The sequence below is a fragment of the Capnocytophaga canimorsus genome (assembly GCF_002302565.1).
GTDB classification, from domain to species: domain Bacteria; phylum Bacteroidota; class Bacteroidia; order Flavobacteriales; family Flavobacteriaceae; genus Capnocytophaga; species Capnocytophaga canimorsus.
Genome location: NZ_CP022382.1, coordinates 1,667,990 through 1,687,366, shown reverse-complemented (window position 1 = coordinate 1,687,366; position 19,377 = coordinate 1,667,990). Strand labels below are relative to the sequence as shown.

The 19,377-nt window shown below is 37.7% G+C and carries 8 protein-coding genes; all 8 read right to left on the bottom strand.

Annotated features, from left to right (window positions below):
- Positions 1-4: 4 nt before the first annotated feature.
- Complete coding sequence (locus tag CGC47_RS07410; RefSeq protein WP_095900193.1) at positions 5-9,772, bottom strand: Ig-like domain-containing protein; 9,768 nt, start codon at positions 9,770-9,772, stop codon at positions 5-7.
- A 320-nt stretch (positions 9,773-10,092) separates the two neighbouring features.
- The gene (locus CGC47_RS07405) at positions 10,093-11,037 is read right to left on the bottom strand and encodes a 2-hydroxyacid dehydrogenase (protein WP_042001207.1); all 945 of its coding nucleotides are present in this window, start codon (positions 11,035-11,037) and stop codon (positions 10,093-10,095) included.
- A gap of 1 nt (position 11,038) precedes the next feature.
- The gene (locus tag CGC47_RS07400; RefSeq protein WP_042001211.1) at positions 11,039-12,304 is read right to left on the bottom strand and encodes an efflux RND transporter periplasmic adaptor subunit; all 1,266 of its coding nucleotides are present in this window, start codon (positions 12,302-12,304) and stop codon (positions 11,039-11,041) included.
- A 34-nt stretch (positions 12,305-12,338) separates the two neighbouring features.
- On the bottom strand, positions 12,339-13,664 hold the full coding sequence (locus CGC47_RS07395) for a TolC family protein (protein ID WP_095900388.1): 1,326 nt from the start codon (positions 13,662-13,664) through the stop codon (positions 12,339-12,341).
- A 132-nt stretch (positions 13,665-13,796) separates the two neighbouring features.
- Positions 13,797-14,132 (bottom strand): hypothetical protein, encoded by a 336-nt coding sequence (locus CGC47_RS07390; protein WP_095919429.1) that lies wholly within the window; start codon positions 14,130-14,132, stop codon positions 13,797-13,799.
- A gap of 129 nt (positions 14,133-14,261) precedes the next feature.
- Complete coding sequence (locus CGC47_RS07385; protein ID WP_042001142.1) at positions 14,262-16,139, bottom strand: sodium:solute symporter family protein; 1,878 nt, start codon at positions 16,137-16,139, stop codon at positions 14,262-14,264.
- Positions 16,140-16,436: 297 nt separating this feature from the next.
- Positions 16,437-16,952 (bottom strand): isoprenylcysteine carboxyl methyltransferase family protein, encoded by a 516-nt coding sequence (locus tag CGC47_RS07380; protein ID WP_042001145.1) that lies wholly within the window; start codon positions 16,950-16,952, stop codon positions 16,437-16,439.
- Between the two features lie 498 nt (positions 16,953-17,450).
- Positions 17,451-19,325: a tetratricopeptide repeat protein gene (locus CGC47_RS07375; RefSeq protein WP_095900191.1), complete on the bottom strand. Its 1,875-nt coding sequence runs from the start codon at positions 19,323-19,325 to the stop codon at positions 17,451-17,453.
- Positions 19,326-19,377: the final 52 nt, after the last annotated feature.

Below are 19,377 nucleotides of genomic sequence, written 5' to 3'. Positions count from 1 at the left end.
AAAACTATCGCTTAATGTACAACCAACCCGCCTCACTATGCGTTTGATTTGAAGCATCGGTGTATTCCAATACATAGTAGTACGTGCCTTGCGGAAGTTTTTTATCCACATCTACCGTTACTCGTCCGTTAGAAATCCCTCTAAACAAGCGTTCCTTGTTGTTGTAACCTTCCGTTTCGAAGACTTTAACCCCCCAACGATTATAAATACGTACCTTATTTTTAGGATAACACTCAATACCGTCTATTACAAAACCGTCGTTAGTACCGTCTTCATTATTAGATAATCCGTTGTAGAAGTTCAGCGGACAACCCTTTATGATACGTACATAAATCTCAGCCGTAGCACAGCTACCCTTGCTCTTTTCACAGACCTCATAAGTTAGCGTATAAGTACCTTCCGTAGCTCCTTGTGGAATCGTCAAATGACCCGAACCATCTAAAGTCACTCCCGTAAGACCTCCATCAGATAACAGCGTAACACCACTCACCTGTCCTGAACTAATCGGTACTCCCAAATACGTATCATTGGTAAGTACACTACCCAATACACCTCCCACCATATTGCGAATTGGGGTGTTTGTAAAGTCATCATTATTAGCCACAATGCTCTCCGATTCATTTACCGTCAAATACACTGTAGCAACAGCGCAAGCCTCTGGTGTGCCATCATCACACAACTTATAAGTGAAACTATCTGGACCTACATAACCCATATTAGGCTTATAGCTAAAGGTTCCGTCGGCATTTAACACTACCACTCCTTTAGTAGCGCCCGACAATAATGTTGTCGTTTGACCATTTCCTTCAAGATCCACATCATTACTCAATACATTACCAGAAATCACTCTGTTTTTATCTCCGTTATAAGCATCATCATTAGCAAAGGTCGTATTGCTTGACGTATCGGATAAAATCAATACCCTTACCGTAGCTGTAGAACAAGCCTTATCCGTAGTGCGATTATCACATATCGTGTAAGTGAAACTATCTACCCCTACATAACCCGCATTAGGCGTGTAAATAAATTTACCATTGGACAACGACAAGCTACCATAAGACGTATGGCTCGGATGGCTCGTAATCTCAAAGGTATCCCCTTCCACGTCAATATCATTTGCCAATACCGAAATCAACACAGGAGTTCCTACCTTAGTGCGTACCGCATCATCATTGGCAAATACCGTATTAGCACTCGCATTAAGTTGCGCAAATACCCCTATCGTTAACGTTGCCGTAGCACAAGCTCGAGGCATCCCCTTATCGCAAACCTCATACTCATAAACCACAACTCCCGTAAAACCTTCCTTAGGCGTGAACACGTATGTACCATCCGAATTAAACACCAAACTATGACCCTGATGATTCGAAGCCGTTAGCAAACTAAATTCCAATGCATCCCCTTGAGGATCTTCATCATTAGTAGATACATTACCACTCACAGAAGTATTCAAATACGTATTGTTAATGTCAGAAATCGCCAATACCGTGTTTGATGATAATACCGTGATTGTTACCGTAGCTGCATCACAGTTCAACGGATTAGAGCCGTTCTCACAAATAGTATACGTCAATGTATATTCACCACTCGGTACATTATTAGCAACACTAACTTTACCATTCGTAGTATCTATGGTAATGCCCGTTGGGGTAATAAGCGGAGTAAGCGTTACCTGACCTACTCCTGTACCTATAACCACAGGCGTACCGTTGAGCTTGTCATTACTAATAACCGTCTGCGTAGTCGTGCCTCCCGATACTACCGGTCCTAAATCATCGTTATCAGCTACGATGCTGTTTTCAACCGTGATCGTTACCGTAGCTTCATCACAATTATCAGGGGTCGCTCCATTCTCACAAATCTTATACGTCAACGTATAAACTCCACTCGAAACATTCGTTCCTACCGTTACTTTCCCGTTAGTAGCATCTATCGTAATGCCCGTTGGGGTAACTATTGGAGTAAGCGTTACCTCACCCGTACCTGTGCCTATAACCACAGGCGTACCGTTGAGCTTGTCATTACTAATAACCGTCTGCGTAGTCGTGCCTCCCGATACTACCGGTCCTAAATCATCGTTATCAGCTACGATGCTGTTTTGAACCGTTACCGTTACCGTAGCATCATCACAATTATCAGGGGTCGCTCCATTCTCACAAATTTTATAGGTCAACGTATAAACTCCACTCGAAACATTCGTTCCTACCGTTACTTTTCCGTCGCCATTGAACGTAATGCCCGTTGGGGTAATGATTGGTGTAAGGGTCACCTCACCCGTACCTGTGCCTATAACCACAGGCGTACCATTAAGCTTATCATTACTAATAACCGTTTGTGTAGTCGTACCACCCGATACTACCGGTCCTAAATCATCATCTTCGGCGACTATGCCGTTTTGAACCGTGATCGTTACCGTAGCTTCATCACAATTATCAGGGGTCGCTCCATTCTCACAAATCTTATAGGTCAACGTATAAACTCCACTCGAAACATTCGTTCCTACCGTTACTTTTCCGTCGCCATTCAACGTAATACCCGTTGGGGTAATAAGCGGTGTAAGTGTTACCTGACCTACTCCTGTGCCTATAACCACAGACGTACCATTAAGCTTATCATTACTAATAACCGTTTGCGTAGTCGTACCTCCCGATACTACCGGTCCTAAATCATCATCATCAGCTACGATGCCGTTTTCAACCGTTACCGTTACCGTAGCATCATCACAATTCAACGGATTCGAGCCGTTCTCACAAATCTTATACGTCAACGTATAAACTCCGCTCGAAACATTCGTTCCTACCGTTACTTTTCCGTTAGTAGCATCTATCGTAATGCCCGTTGGGGTAATGATTGGTGTAAGGGTTACCTGACCTACTCCTGTGCCTATAACCACAGGCGTACCATTAAGCTTATCGTTACTAATAACCGTTTGCGTAGTCGTACCTCCCGATACTACCGTTCCTAAATCATCATCATCAGCTACGATGCCGTTTTCAACCGTTACCGTTACCGTAGCATCATCACAATTCAACGGATTCGAGCCGTTCTCACAAATTTTATAGGTCAACGTATAAACTCCGCTCGAAACATTCGTTCCTACCGTTACTTTTCCGTTAGTAGCATCTATCGTAATGCCTGTTGGGGTAATGATTGGTGTAAGGGTTACCTGACCTACTCCTGTGCCTATAACCACAGGCGTACCATTAAGCTTATCGTTACTAATAACCGTTTGCGTAGTGGTACCTCCCGATACTACCGGTCCTAAATCATCATCTTCGGCGACTATGCCGTTTTCAACCGTTACCGTTACCGTAGCTTCATCGCAAGGGGTACCATTTACTCTTGCACAAATGGTATACGTCAGCGTATAGGTTCCTGATGGGACATCATTAGCAATACTCACTTTACCATCTGTTGTAGCAATGGTTATTCCGGCGTGCGGACTAACCACATTTTTAATCTCTACATTGGCAGTGGTTGCCGAAGCTGTTCCTAATTTATCATTATCCAAAACGCTTCCCGTAGTGGTTGTATTTGCTTGTACTACCCCGAAATTGTCATTAACAGCATCTATAGTTACCAATTTAATAAACACTGTTTTAGTAGCCGTATTGCCAAAAGTGTCTGTTGATGTAACGGTTACTGTTACCGTATTACCCGATACATTACACCAATCAGTCGGTTTAACCGCCTGGTAATTATTTGTCGTAGTAGCTACCGATCCACAAGCATCTGTAATAGCAATTGTTGACAACCAATTATTTACCTGATTATCAATATCAGTAGCTTGACAACTAATGGTCAAATCTGCTAAATTATCAATTACAGGATCTTGGGTATCATCAATAGTGATGGTTACAGGTACTTTATCACTTTCACAACCCTCTGCATTTACCTGACTTACATATTTGGTAAACGTTGTTTTGGTAGTCACGCTTAACGAAACATTTGGTGCAGTGGTTTCAAAAGTAGTTGAAGTTACCGTATCGTACCAACGTAAGGTATGACCTGCCGTTGGCGTAGCTATAAAGGTTGCCATTGCTGTTGACGGGCAGAACATTTGGTCTGTAACTGTTGGAGATACAGATGCGGGCAATGCTGCTTTGGCGCTAAAATTCGCAGAAGTTGCCAAGCAGTTACCTCTTTTAACCGTCAGCGTATAATCGATGCCAATTTGCAAACCTGTTATCTGGTTACCACTTACAGTTGCCGTATTAGGAGTTAATTCATATGTTAAACTTGCGTCATAATTGGTTATAGTAGCAGTTGTTACGGCTACTCCACATTTTTCAACAACCTGAACAACAGGAATACTTGGTGTAGATAAAACATTTACCTGTACGTTAGCTTTAGTACTTTCGCATTGCCCTGCGGGAGTTTGGGTAACCTGATAGGTTGTGGCGTGTGTCAAGGTCGTGGCATTGTCTAACAACAAACTTCCATTATATACTTTTACAACATTCGGATTTGATGGGTTGATACGTGATTTCAAATCCAACACTGTAGCCGTATCACAAAAGTCCTGTGGACTTGTAACAGTTATAGCTGATGAAGGCTTAATGGTTACTGTTACCGATTGGGTAGATTCGCAGCCATTGGTTCGTGTTACTTTCAATCCATAAGTAATGGTTCTTGTATTTGTACTTGACACTCCTGTATAGGTAAACACAGGGTCTTTTATATTTGATGAAGACAAATACGCCAAATCAGCAATGTTGGTAGCCGTCCATTGATAGCTTTGATAGTTAGGTGCTGTTGCTACATAGACAAACGAAACCTGTTCTCCTACACAAGCAGTTAAATCCGTTACCAAGCCCGAAATCGGGTTGGGTATAGGTGCTTGTAAAACAGGGGAATCACACAAACAATGGTTCGATTGCCCTGAAATTTTTACATACAATCGACAAATCTGATTTTCAGGGAATGAAACCGTACCGGTTAAATTTTGAACAACATCGTTGGCATTAAATGTTTTTCCAGAAATAACAATTTCTTTACCGACAATTTTTTCAGGCTCTTCAATGATTCCATTATTATCGGTATCATCATAAAACGAAATTTTTAAATCACCGGTATAACCAATCGTTGCACTATTATTTCTTATATCAAAAGCGAAGTTCAACTGTTCCTGACCGCCAGTAACCGCTGAATTTATACTCAGATTTTCAATGCTAAGTTTAGCCCTATCGGTTTCAATAGCAACAGTTTTCTCTGGCGAAGTTAATGCTATGATAGATGGACAAGCTGTTCCATTACACGACACATTATTAGCCACATCAACCGTATAATAATCTATTTTGGCTAATTGTGCACAATCCACCGCAGGAGAATTTTCTTGTTTAATGGTTATTTCATATTTAAAATAGTTAAGGTTTTGCATACCCGAAGGTATTTTTATAACCAATTCCTGATGGTCAGTATTTTGTGTTGTTGATTCCAAAACAGGATCAGCAAAAGTTCCGTTCTTTCCGGTAACGGTAAACGTTCCTGTAACGTACTGGAATCCATCAGGTATTTTAACGATTACTTTTCCGTCAGCTCCACTAGAATTTCCTCCAGAGGCTTGAATTTGATGCATACCTTCGTATACAGCTCCGACTCCAGTTGCACAATAATTAGCATTACCCGATTTTCTGACAAGGGTATTATTTACCGTATAGTTCGCAGAATTCACCCCATCAACTCCCGCAGTAATAGCGTTATCACGCGTACCTTCAAGAGCTCCGCCACAAACGTTTTTACCTAAAACCTCAACACTGAACGTTGATCCTACACGGAAATCACACTTTGGTTTCACATTTACGCGAACACGTATTTTACGTTCAGGCGAATTAGTTCCTGATGCAGCTGCCGTACCTTTAAGGATTTCACCAGCATTCAATAAGTTGTATTCCAAATTATTCCCCACTGTAACGGCTGTAAGGGTACGAGTTACTGTGCTGTTTGACGGATAAAACGCCTGTACCTCGTGGATGTCGATACCCGTTGCTTTGGCAATAGACATTTTAATATCTACCACGTTACCCGGTTTTCCGTTATTAATTTCGTACTCATACCAGTTGTCTTCACACATATGCAAACGACCTATTTGGCTTCCAGGTGTTTCTGGATAAGGCGTTACGGTACGTTCAAGTTGTGTTTCACTAGCTGCGGATTTCAGTGTAAACGAAGTTTTTGCATTATCCAATCCTGTCGTATTAGCACTGCTACACGTTTCAGGATCATTATATCCTTTTGAGAACGAAGTACAATTCCAACCTGCATACAAACTTAATGTCGCATCTTGGCAATTCGTCAAGCGAACCAAAACCCGGTATTCTTTTGAGGTATTAGGGGCTAACCCTTGCTTTGAAAGATGATACATTTTTTGTCCTGTAATAGTAGGTGAATGCGTAATGGCGTCCGCCCCATCATAAAACCCTAAGATTTCAACTCCTTGCACATCGGGGATAGAAATCCAAGTGTAAGGCGCTTTTGATATCGTACCTAAATTTGTGAGTTTTACTTTTAGTTCTGTTACTGCCTCTGTAAGTACTACTTCATTGTTACCCGATGATTCTAATTTTATGGTAGGCTTGTTAATCATATCCAAATCATACGAGATCGTTTTTAGTTGATCCACAGGTGGATTAGAAACCGAGGGGTCAAGATTAATTCCTGCATAATGGTAAAAATCATCATAATAAGTAGGATATATTATTACATCATCAGGGGTGTTGTTTTTACCTGTGGTAAACCCTGACTGGGTAGAACGACACGAACCAATAACTGTTACCCTTATGTAGGTAGCATAGTCATTCGTTTTTGAAATTAAACCTGGTGGCAATTTATAGGTTTTGGTTACAGGATCGTATTCATTATGAATTTCGTAAGTAACAAAATCAGCCGTTTCACTTTTAATAAAGTCAGAATACTCAAAATATTTAGTTATGAATTTTTCCCCGCTATCACTGGGTTGTGCTATTCTATATTGATAGCGTACCCTTTCGGTTACTGAATAAGTTTTGGGTAGGGTAAATTTAAAACTCTTTATCAAACGATCAGGACGAAACTCGTGTTTAGTAAGCGATATATTCGACCCCTTATGACGTTTACCTATATGTAATAGATTCCCATCAACATCCTTAGGAATACAAGCATTGGTTCTTTGGTTCCCATTAGTGCCATCAAAGGGATACAACAAAATAATTTTCATATTTTCAGGCGTACGAGGTGCTCCACAATACAATTCGGTTCCTGCTCTTTTCATATAAAAATGAGAAGACTCTCCTACGTAACGTTGTGTTGTATAATTGTCAAAAGATATATCATAACCTACGACCCAATCGTATTTAGTTACTTGATAGGTAGCCGTTACCTCAAAGGTTTCGCCTTGTAACAAAGGTTGCCCACCTAACGCTTGGGTCAAATTCCAATCAAAGGTCATTTGCCGATTAATTCCTGAACCACTGTTTATTTGAGTTAGCGTAGATGGATCGGCATTAATGGTGTACTGAGTACCTGCACGAGTTCCGTTTGTGAATTTTACTAAAACCGATTTAGGCTTCAGCGCTACGTTTTTACCCGTTTTAAAACGATAATATAGATTGTCGGCGTTGCCCCGATTTTGCTTTCCTTTAGCAAACACCTCTACATCATCGTGTTCAAGGGCATATTCCAATAGCTCTGGAGCTATAGGTCGTAAGGTTGCTTTGGTATGTCGAATTTGCATCGTATGGTCAGTCCACCCTAATGAATTTTCAGCCCTTTCAGCATATGTTGCATCTATTTGAGGTCCATCATTATCACAATCATCTCCACAAATAATTCTTATAGGCTTGCTATCGCATATCAACCTGACGGCACATTGTTGGGGCTTACCATAATGATCCAAGTGCGAAATTTCATAATCGATAGTAGTATTAGAACTTGCTCCGCAATTGGCAGCAAGATCCATCGTTATATATCCTCTGACATTATCTTCAAGAGCCTCAAAGGTATATACATTCCCTGAAATAGTGGGTATTACGGTCTGCCCCGATGTAGGGGGAAGAACTTCATATCCATTGGATTTATACCATTTAAAATTGGAAGCCGTTACGTTAGAAGGCAGGGTGATTTTGTAGCGTATGCGCCATCTAGCTTCTTCCTGACCCGTAGAGCCTACCTCTCTTATCCAATAATTGGGAGCCTGTCCTATGGCAAAATGCACCTGTTTTGCGGCTTCTCCTTCAAACAAAGTAGGCACCACAAACGAGGCGTCTGGGGCTTGGTAATTTCTATAAAAAGTCCAATCTCGTAAGTAACGTGCTCCTTGAAGTGGATCAGCCCCTTGCCCACCCATCTTATTACCACACAAGGTTTGATAGGTTATGTACGGATCATATCGGTAATATAAATATGAATAATAATTAGTGGAGCCACATTTATTGGACGAGTCTTCAACTTTTATTAAGTCGTATTCCAAAACAAAAGTCGCCATTGATGGTAAATCGTCATAAACGCCGTCACCATCAAGGTCATCTAAACCTCCCGATCCATCGGGGTCGGCATTCAACGAACTGAAATCTACTTTATTGGTAAGCCCCGAAGTGTCTACTGGGGTTGTGGTAAGTACTTTTGTTCCTACCTTCACGTTATCTGGTTTAAAAAGGACTGGAAAGTAACTCGAACTCTCTTGTTTTATGTAAATAGCTACCTTATATATTGCAGAGCTCAAAGAGGTATTTGATCCGTAGTTGGTAAATGAAAGCCTTACCTTTCCTACCGATTCCCCCACAGTAGCACAAAGCCCTTTATCTATGATGAAATAGGTCTTGGTATAATCTATATTATCATAACCATTATTTACATTAGGACTTGTCGGATCTTTTCGTGTGTATTCAAGTCTGGGTTCTCCCTCAGGGGTAGCTACACGACGTAATTTTCTATTTGCAGTGTCATCCGCTTGATACCAATCGTTTACATCACCAGTTTTTCCCCAATTGGCTGTATAGGTGATATTTTTATCTAAACAGTTAACCGTAACGGTATATTTATCAAAAACCGTAACAGAAGTAGCAGGAACCAAGCCGTTAGCTCCAGCAAACTGCGTTTTTGCTATCTTGAAAAATTTTTTGTTGCCTTCTGTACGGTAAGATGTGAGTATCGTCCCCGTTGCTGAATTTAGGCGTACCTCCCCTCCACTAATGCCTTCGGGATACTCAATAGTAAAATACACATCTTCTGCGGTTGCAGTACCTCCGTTGAGTATAACGAAACTACCTGTGTACTCCGTATTTTTTACAACAGTAGTATTAGCGTCCATTTGTTGTAAATTCATAATGGGGTACTTATAGAAGTAATGGTCGTTAGAGACTTTTTCATCAGAGGTTGTTCCGTTCTGAATTTTTACCTTATCTTTCAACTGTTGCCCGTTGCGAACAGCAAAATGTGCTTGCGGAGACATTTCCTTAACGATGGAAAATTTAACAGCACCAGCAGAAGTTACTCCAAGATTAAAGGTAAGTTGATTGCCCGAAGCACTTACCGATGAAGCCGTAGGATTACCAGCCGCCCCTGATATGGAAGTATCAAAAACAAGCGAATTATTTTTGTAAGTTACCCCATCAGGTAAGGTAATGGTCACCAGCGAAGTACCATTAGGTATATTGGCCTCCACAGTGAGCTTCCCCGCCTCGAAGTTATTCGTACCCAAAGAATAGTCCGTTTCAATAGAAACATTAATAATTGATTGTGCAGTTGCCAACCCAACAAACAACACAAAAACAAATAAAAAAATTAATCTTCTCATCGTGAATAAAGTTTTTTTGAAAGTAATCTGCACATAAAATGCATGCCGCAAAATTACTCTTTTTAAACTCCTTTTCTATACACATTTAAAATTTTATGATTTTATTAAAACTAACACATCTTTCAAAAATCTAAAATATATATTTAAAAAATTGAAAATCAATAATAAAATACATAAAATAGAATTATTCGGTATTTTTTAATTAACATAAAAGATACTGAAATACACATTATATTTGTTAAAAATAGTATAAAAAAACAAAGCCTAAAAAACAAAATTTGATGTTTTTTAGGCTTACCACACAAGATGTTTTTGATTTTTTACTCTATAGACGGTTTTTTATCAACAATTTTATCAACAATCACTTGAGCTAATTTAGTTTTGCTTTGAATAGTCCAACCAGCAATGTGAGGTGTTAAAATAACATTTTGGGCTTGCAATAAATATTGAAAATCGAGAGGTAATTCTGTTGTGAAAAAATCTTCAAAGGAGCTTTTTTCGTACTCCAACACGTCCAGACCAGCTCCTAAAACTTTATTTTGTTTTAGGGCTTCAACCAAATCGGCAGTAACTACGCTTTTGCCCCGCGCTGTGTTTAAAAACCAAAAAGGCTTTTGAAATTTGGAAATAAACTCCGCATTAACCATTCGGGTGGTTTGAGGAGTTTGTGGGGTATGCAGACTCACCACATCTACAATTTTAAAAAATTCTTCCAAAGAAACTTGCTTTGCATTAGCATCTGCTACATCAGGTAAGATGTCGTAACAAACCACCTTGCAATCAAATCCGCGAAGTTTCTTAGCAAAAGATTTTCCCATATTTCCGTATCCGATAATCCCTACGGTCATATCATCAAGTTCCAATCCGCGATTTTCCTCACGAAGCCACTTGCCGTTTTTAATTTCATTGTCCGATTTCTTCAATTTATTTAAAAGAGCCAACAGCATCGCCAAAGTATGCTCCCCCACAGCATTACGATTCCCTTCTGGAGAAGAAATTAGGCAAATACCTTTATTTTGTGCATATTCCACATCAATGTTTTCAAGCCCTGCACCTACTCGGGCAATAAATTTCAAACGTGTGGCTTTATCAATGAAATGTTTATCAATAGTAAACCGGCTTCTTAGTACAATACCTTCGTATTGGTGTATTTTTTGCTCGATTTCAGATTTAGAGCTGTGATAATCTTCATCATTTTGAAATCCGTGCTGATTTAGTTGAGTTATCATCAGCGGATGGTTGGTATCCAGATGTAATATTTTCATTTTATTTATTTTCAGATTTTTCATCAATTACCTTAACCCTTACCTCATCACCCGATTTGAGGATTCGGCTTACCAAATTGTAAGGACCTACGATGATTTGCTCTCCAGCCTCTACCCCTGAGAGGATTTCAATATCAGTATTATCCTGTATTCCAGTAGAAACCGCTTTAAGCAGTGCTTTTCCGTCTTTTACCACAAAGACCGCTTCTTGGCGTTTGTCATCCTTTTCTTTGATTAAACTATCTTTACTGATTTCTTTTATTGATTTCATTACAATGGCACTTACTGGAACCGTTACCACATCATCACGCTCGGTAGTTAAAATATCCACCGTTGCTGTCATTCCAGGGCGAAAGGGAGAATATCCTTGTTTCTTACCCGTTAGAAGTGCCTGATAAGATGCCTCATCAATATGTATTTTTACTTTGAAATTGGTTACTTGCTCAACACTTGCTGTGGCATTTGCCGTATTGGCAATGTTAGTTACCCTTCCTTCAAAATTCTTTTTCGGATAAGCATCTACTTCAATGGTAGCTCTGTCATTTATGTTTACCTTTACAATATCGCTTTCATTAACATCTACCTCAACTTCCATACTACTCAAATTGGCAACACGCATAATTTCGGTTCCTGTCATTTGTACCGTACCTACCACGCGCTCACCAAGTTCCACATTTAATTTGGATATCGTTCCCGATGCAGGAGCATAAATACTAGTACGCTTAAGGTTATCTTGAGCTTCGGAAACACTCGCCATAGCACTTTGTACGCTATATTTGGCAGACTCTTTATTGGCTTTAGCTATATCGTAAGCCGATACGGCTTTGTCCCATTCAGCTCTGGAAATAACTCCCTTTTCAAACAATTTTTGGTTTCGCTCAAAACTAGCTTCATTTTCTTTGAAATTAGCTTCGGCTTGGCGTAATGACGATTTTATGTTTTCAAGACTAGCGACACTTCGGTTCAATACCGACTGATAAATATCGGGGTTGATACGCACCAACAAATCGCCTTTTTTTACCATTTGCCCTTCAACTACAGGCAGTTCTATAATTTCCCCCGAAACCTCCGAAGAAATTTTGATTTCCAATTCCGGTTGAATTTTTCCAGTAGCCGATACTTTTTGTGTTAGAGAATTACGTGTAATTTGCTTGACTTCTACTTCTTTGCCCTTGGGCTGATTGCCCCACCAACCTGACTTTTTACCCACGATGAGCAGTATCAATACCAAAACTATACCTACGATGATAATTACTTTCTTTTTCATATTGCCTTTCTCTATTTTTTGACTTTGATGTTTTTTATGAAAAATTATCTTGTGTTAAATCTATCCCAAAATAATATTGGAGTACTTTGAGCTTAAATATATACTGATATTTTGTCCTGATATATTCATTCTGAGCATTTTCATACTGATTTTTTACTTGATTGAAATCAAAAATACTCATCAACCCTACCTCATAGCGCTCTTGTGCATAACGAAAAGCTTGTTCTTTGGATTCAGCCGTTTTTTGGGTAGCCTCATACAATTTACGAGCATTCACAGCATCATTATATGCCTGATAAACTGTTCGCTCGGCAGTAAGTTCCGTTTGCTCTCTGCTCAATTGAGCTTTCAACAGATTCATTTTTTGTCGTTTAACATTTGCCGATGTGGAAAACCCATTAAAAATAGGTATAGAAAGCGACAAGCCCGATGACAAGCCCTTGTTAGCATTAACTTGCGACCAAAAATCATCAGGGAAATTCTTCGACCATTGAGAGTTATATCCCATAAAAGCTGATAAGCGAGGAGCTTGTGCCGAACGAGCCAATTGGTAATTGGTTTGTGCCAACTCCACTTGGGCTTGTGCCAACTTCAAGTCTTGTATTACCTCTTTTGATTTGTTAAAAATTTCAGCAGGTGATTTTGATAAGATGTCGGTATTGGGCACTTCAAAAGAGCTATCTGCCACTTCAAAATTATGATAATCCTTGAGTAAAAGCAGTTGTGCGAGTCCCATTTTGGAGATAAATAACGCATTTTCAGCAAGAATGATTTGTTGTTCGTTAAGCATCAGCTGGGCTTCTACTTCAAAAATATCGCCTTTGGGTAACGCCCCAGCTTCAATCAAATCAGAAGTGCGCTGGAAATTTTGCTTGGTAATTTCGTGTTGAGCTCGTAAGGTTTTGATTTGCTCTTTATTAGAGATGATTTCCAGATATGAATTGACAATCATCAACAAAATATCGTCTTTCATTTTATCTAAACTATATTGAGCAGCCAACGCATTTATTTGAGCAAGACGCAACCTACGCCAATTCTGCAAACCCGAAAACAAGTTTACACTAAGATTTACACCCCCCGAAGCCGATTGAAAAAACGCATTCTGAAACTGATTGGTTACCGGATTGATGTTTTTCCCCTCGTTAAGCTGATACGATAAGTTACTATTTACTGAAGGGAAAAAGGCTCCTCGTGCTTGTAACTGCTCAATATCACTCATTTTCAAATCCACTTCCGATTGTTTTACGGAAATATTGTTTTTCAGTGCATAATCAATACACTGCTCCAAACTCCATCGGTTTTGTGCCTGAGTAAAACTCACTACTACAAAGGCAATGAGTAAAGTAATTTTTATTGGCATAACAATCCTTTTGCTTTGATTGGTTAAAAAATATCGGTCAATGTATGATTTTTTTTTCATAAAAAACACACAAAAACCGATTTTTTATTTTTTATTAAAATAAAATCTTGTAAATTAACGATTTGTACTTTACTATCGTTTCAATTTCTTACCTAAATAGCTTCCGAAACGATACGCAAAATACACCCCAAAAACCAATAATAATACGTTGAAGTAAACGAATAATACATAAACCCACCGATTATCATACGAATTGAAGCAAATATCTTGGGTAAAACAAATGGCTACTTTTTTTTGTGTAAAAAAAGTAAGCAAATAACTCATTAGCAAAAGTATCAAAAGTACCGAAAGCACATACCTCCAATCATTTTTTTTGACAGTTTTACCCGTAGGCTGAAACATACTTCGCTGACTTTCCGTGCGCTTGTCTTGCTGTAATGACCACGTTTTTTTACTCTTACAGTCCATAAATAAAGGATAAAGTTTAAAGGATAAAGAATAAGGTTTAAGCTGAACAAGAACCAAGTAACAAAAGTCAAGTAGGGAAGGATTTTCTTCCTAACTCATCTCTACCGCCTATTGCCTAACCTCTATTGCCTAATCCTTATATTTTTTAACGACATCAAGCCAAGTGAATTTTAATATGACTGTGGTCAGTGCAAAAACAGCCAATGTCCACCACATTTTAGGATAATCACGCACCATCAAATAGATAGGCAACAGAATCATACTTGATTGCCATACAATCCCTATGGCACAATTTCCCATATCTTTCCAAAAATCGTGATTTTTACGAGCAGTAGGCTCTTTTTCACGCAACTGCATATATACAGGATGCCACCAACCCCACGGACGTATGTTTTTGTAAAACTGAACCAGTACATTCATATCGGTAGGTTTGGTCAAATAAGTTCCTAAAAAACAACCCAAAAGCGAAAAGCCAAAAATTAGTGGAAACAAATAAATCGCAGGAATGTGAGCCAGTTCATACAACCAACTTCCAGGGGTGAAATGCTCTTTATAGCTATCCATCAAAAATTGAAGAGTTGCAATGACCAATCCGGCAAGCATTCCCCAGAAATATCCCCAACCGTTAAAACGCCACCAAACCCATTTCAAATAATTTGCCGCTACATATCCACCGTAAAGGGCACTGGTAATCCAAAGGGTAATGGCATTGATAGATTCGGCAAAGAAGCCCATAATCACCCCAAGGGTAACTACCCCAAAAGAAGCCAAATGCGAAGCGCGTATGTAATGACTAACGGAGGCTTCGGGTTTGAAGTATTTTTTATAAATATCATTAACTATATAAGCAGGACCCGAATTTACAAAAGCCGAAAATGTGGACATAAATGCTGCCAACAACCCTGCAAGTAACAAGCCTTTTATCCCTACCGGAACGTGAAAATTCACCACCTTGGGCAAAATCACCTCCAAATCATTATTACTTAATTGTGTCAGAGTTCCCATTTGAGGAGCAATTGCCACCAAAGCAATTACCACAATACCACCAATGAGTAAATATCTAGGGATAAACAAAATCAAATTCGTAAAACCACTCATATAAGCAGCTTCCTTCACGTTGCGTGTGGAAAGAATGCGTTGCATATCATAACTTGGAGTAGGTCCAGCAATGCTGGCAAAAAAACCTTTCATTAGCGTCATACCAATAAAAGCTCCGAACATTTTATACCCTTCCGAATCTATAAAATCATTAAATACCTTATATTTTTCGTCCCAAAAAGGAGTCAATTCTGTACCAAAAAATACATTTTTCCATTCCTGAGGAATAATACTTTGAATTTGGGCATCGCTGATAGTAAAAAAAGCATATCCTGCCACTAAAATACCTGCCAAAACCATAATTCCGTATTGAAGCACTTCGGTAGCTACCACCGAAAACATCCCCCCTTTAATGGTATAAATAGTGGTTAGGAAAATCACCAATAAGGCATAGGATTGCTTTGAGGTGAGTAAAAGCGTATCACCAACGGAAAGAGTCATATCCCAAGGGAGAATAATTTCCATAAATTTACCAACACCCTCAAAGAAATAAGCAATGAAACCTACCGAAGCAATCACGGCGAAAATAGCAACGATTAAGTGCGATGCGCGTCCGGCTCGGTCATCACCAAATCGGGTAAGAATCCACTCCGAACCCGTCATAATATTCGAGCGCCGAATCCAAGCTGCCAAAAACACCATCACGAAAATTTGGTTCCAAATAGGCCACATCCACATAAACATAAAGCTCTTTACCCCATAAAGAAACAGAATGCCCACCATCCAAGCCGTTCCAGAAACGTCAAACATTCCTGAACCATTACTCAGCCCCAGATAGTACCATTTGATGCTATTGCCTCCTAAAAAGTAAGAGTCCAATCCTTTAGATGCACGTTTGGAAATCCAAACCCCTACAGCTACAGTTAATACAATATAAAGTACAATAATTAGAATATCTATTTTACTCATAGGTGTACGTTTTGGTTGTTAATTTATTTGCATTGCCAAAATTTGTTGCGTGGGCAAAGGTACTATTTTTTTAGTATTTTAAGATGTTTAAGTATTTTGTTTTTTAGGTGAGCGACACAAAATTATTTTTTAGCTCAGTCTATACAAAAAATTATATTTTCTCATCACTTCGAATGCTTTATGCCTTGCCATAAAACAACTCGTGTGTTTGTTCTAATTTTATTTTAAAGAAAGTAGAAACGTAAAAATCTGCTTTTAGAGCTGTTACTTATTTTTAGAACAAGAATTGATTTATAACTATTTGTACAGATGTTTCATAGCTACTTCCTCCTGATAAATACGTACCGACAAAATAATCATATAAATAGGAAAAAGAAAACAAAAGGTGTAATATGCTTTACATAAAAGTGCCATACCCACAAGTTCAGGCAGAATATTTAAAAAATAGTTCGGATGTTTTATCCATTTGAATAAAAAGGACGTATTTACTTTATGCTCAGGAAGAATATATATTTTAAGGGTCCAAACTTCTCGCAATTGGTAGATGACGTAAAACAGCATTGCATAGGCAAAAACAAGCAACGCCACACCCAGTTTTGAGGTATTGTCCAACAACAGATTATCATTTTTAATGGCTTCGTACAAGCACAAAAAGTAAAATGAAATATGAGCCAACGTAAGCAACATTGAATTTATTTTTCCGTATTGAACACCGCCTAAGGCTTGGATTCGCTTTTCATTTTTTAAGGAAATTGCCAGTGAAATAAGTCGTAATCCGAAAAAACAAACGAATAAAATAATTACTTCTTGCATCTGATTATAATTTTAAAAATGAATATTCCAATTTTCTGCCTTATTAAAAAATGATAATTTCTTAAAACCAAAAACACATCTTTTTCAAAATAAGGGCGACAAAATTAACAAAACACAAGCGTTTTACATAATAAATTTTCATTTTAAAAATATTTTTTTGCTTACTTACACATTTATAACCCTAATCCTGATGATAATTTGACACTAAAATCATTTAGTTATTAACTCCTTTGTAATAATTTGACTAAAATCTATTTAGTCATTGCTTCTTTTACGATAATTGAAATGAAAAGTATTTAGTCATTTGTTCCTTATAGTGATTTGATGAAAAATCATTTAGTCATTGGTTTAGTGATGATGATTGAAGTAAAAAGTGTTTAGTTATTAGTTTCTTTATGGAGATTTCATTAAAAATTATTTAATTGTTACTTTCTTAAAATAATTACAAAAAATATTTAATCATTATCTGTTTTATAATGACTTAACTTTTATTAAATGCTATTCCTTTCGGTAAGGCAAACTAGCGTTGATTGGCAATGAAGAATGCGAAATTTTAATATGAGTAAAATCTTTCATCTGGTATCTGAATATTTCTACTTTTCTTTTCTGGTTAGTTTTTTCGTAGTTTGTTCCTAAAATTACCTCATCTACCATATTAGTTATATCTGAATAAGGCACATAAATAGAATTCGATTCTTTGCAATATTTTATTTTGTCAGAATCCATTTTTTCTATTTGCATTAATCGGAATTCCTCTTCATCACGAAAGGCAAAATCTTTAAACAAATAACGAATGTACTCCAATTTATTTCTATCTTCTTCTGATACACTTTCTGCTTTGAAATATTCCATTAGGTTAACTAAGGCTTTCTCCAATTTTTTCTTGCGTACCTCGTGCCATTTTTTATTATCACTAATGTTATTCAATAGTACTCCAAACTTTGGATTGTCAATGGGTAATTTAATCTCACATTTACTCTCTTTAATGTATTCATCTAAATACGCAATATAAGCTACTTGATAAAGAGGCTTCTTTTTGAGAGACTCATCTGATTTGTCTTCCTCATTTGGTGTAGGTAATTCTTTTTCTCCATTTACCAACGGTCGGTAGGAGGAAGCAATATCCGTATCTTGTAACCAATTTCCTTTCTTGTTAAATACTAAACAACAACCTGATGCTTCCACACCATCTTCCTTGCCATACAATCGGAATTGATTCAAATCATTAATTCTTATAGATAAACAAGTAAAGAAAGCATTGTAAGGGGATAATTCACGTTTATTATCTAACTCTAAATCTTGCTGGTTTAACAATTCTAATAAAACACCACCCTCCGTCGGGTCATTCATATAAGTGGAACTTCCCATACGCATATTGCTTCTTTCTTTGCCTTTCAAACCAAACAAATTTTCACAAACAACTGGACTTGTGTAATGTGCTAAGGGAGTATTTCTTAATTCTACCTGATGAATGTTTAGCACAGCAAGAATAGTAGCTATCTGCTCTTCTAATTCATTACTTTGAGTATTGTGTTCAAACAAATTATTAAAAATAGATTTCTTTTTTCTCTCAAAATACTCGAAGTATAAATCGTAAATAAATAAAAGTCTTTTTAGCTCCTTTCCTAAAAATTCTTTTGTTTCTTTTTCTAATGTACTAAATAGACTTTCAAGTTTATTACATTCTTCTTCGTATTTATCTTTATTTTCTTTTTTTTGTGTTGATATTCTTTTCATTTCTTTTAAAAAACGACAAATACCAAGCCAGCACTGAGGAATTAATTCTGTACCAAGATTTCGTTCTTCCTCTTTTAATTTTAGTTGTTCGTAAAAGTGAATAGCGTTGTCAATTCTCTTATCCTCAAGATGGCAAATTCCAAGCCAGAATAAAGAATTTAGTTGTTCCATATGGTCCCTCCCTTCTGAGAGAGCCTGTTGTTTCGAAAAAAAACTAATTGCCTTATCAAAATTTTTCTGTTCAAAATAACATCGCCCAAGCCAATAAAGAGAGTCTAATTGTACATCTATGATTTTCTTTTCCTTTGTAAGACGTAATCGTTTCGAAAAAAAATCAATACTTTTGTTAAAGTCTTTTAGTTCAAAATAACATCGTCCAAGCCAACATAGAGGGGTTAATTGTTTTTCCACACTATCTGTAAAATCCAATTGCTTCGAAAAAAATTTAATTGCCTTGTTAAAATCTTTTTCTTCAAAAAAATATTCTCCAAGTAAATCTAATACCTCTAACGTTTTTGCCTGATTCATTCCTTGGTCTAATGCTTTATGAAAGTTATCAATAGCCTCTCGAACTTTTTTATGTTCAAGTAGGTTAATCCCCTCTCCTATTAGTTTGTCTATTTCCTCCTCATTCATAAAATTATAAATTATTTAAAAAGCTAAGGGCGAAAAAATCTTTTCGCCCTTA

What these genes read in the sequence shown, in the direction of transcription:
- CGC47_RS07405 (WP_042001207.1), bottom strand. Translation starts at nt 11,037, where the DNA reads ATGAAAATATTACATCTGGATACCAACCATCCGCTGATGATAACTCAA.
- CGC47_RS07380 (WP_042001145.1), bottom strand. Translation starts at nt 16,952, where the DNA reads ATGCAAGAAGTAATTATTTTATTCGTTTGTTTTTTCGGATTACGACTT.
- CGC47_RS07390 (WP_095919429.1), bottom strand. Translation starts at nt 14,132, where the DNA reads ATGGACTGTAAGAGTAAAAAAACGTGGTCATTACAGCAAGACAAGCGC.
- CGC47_RS07400 (WP_042001211.1), bottom strand. Translation starts at nt 12,304, where the DNA reads ATGAAAAAGAAAGTAATTATCATCGTAGGTATAGTTTTGGTATTGATA.
- CGC47_RS07375 (WP_095900191.1), bottom strand. Translation starts at nt 19,325, where the DNA reads ATGAATGAGGAGGAAATAGACAAACTAATAGGAGAGGGGATTAACCTA.
- CGC47_RS07395 (WP_095900388.1), bottom strand. Translation starts at nt 13,664, where the DNA reads ATGCCAATAAAAATTACTTTACTCATTGCCTTTGTAGTAGTGAGTTTT.
- CGC47_RS07410 (WP_095900193.1), bottom strand. Translation starts at nt 9,772, where the DNA reads ATGAGAAGATTAATTTTTTTATTTGTTTTTGTGTTGTTTGTTGGGTTG.
- CGC47_RS07385 (WP_042001142.1), bottom strand. Translation starts at nt 16,139, where the DNA reads ATGAGTAAAATAGATATTCTAATTATTGTACTTTATATTGTATTAACT.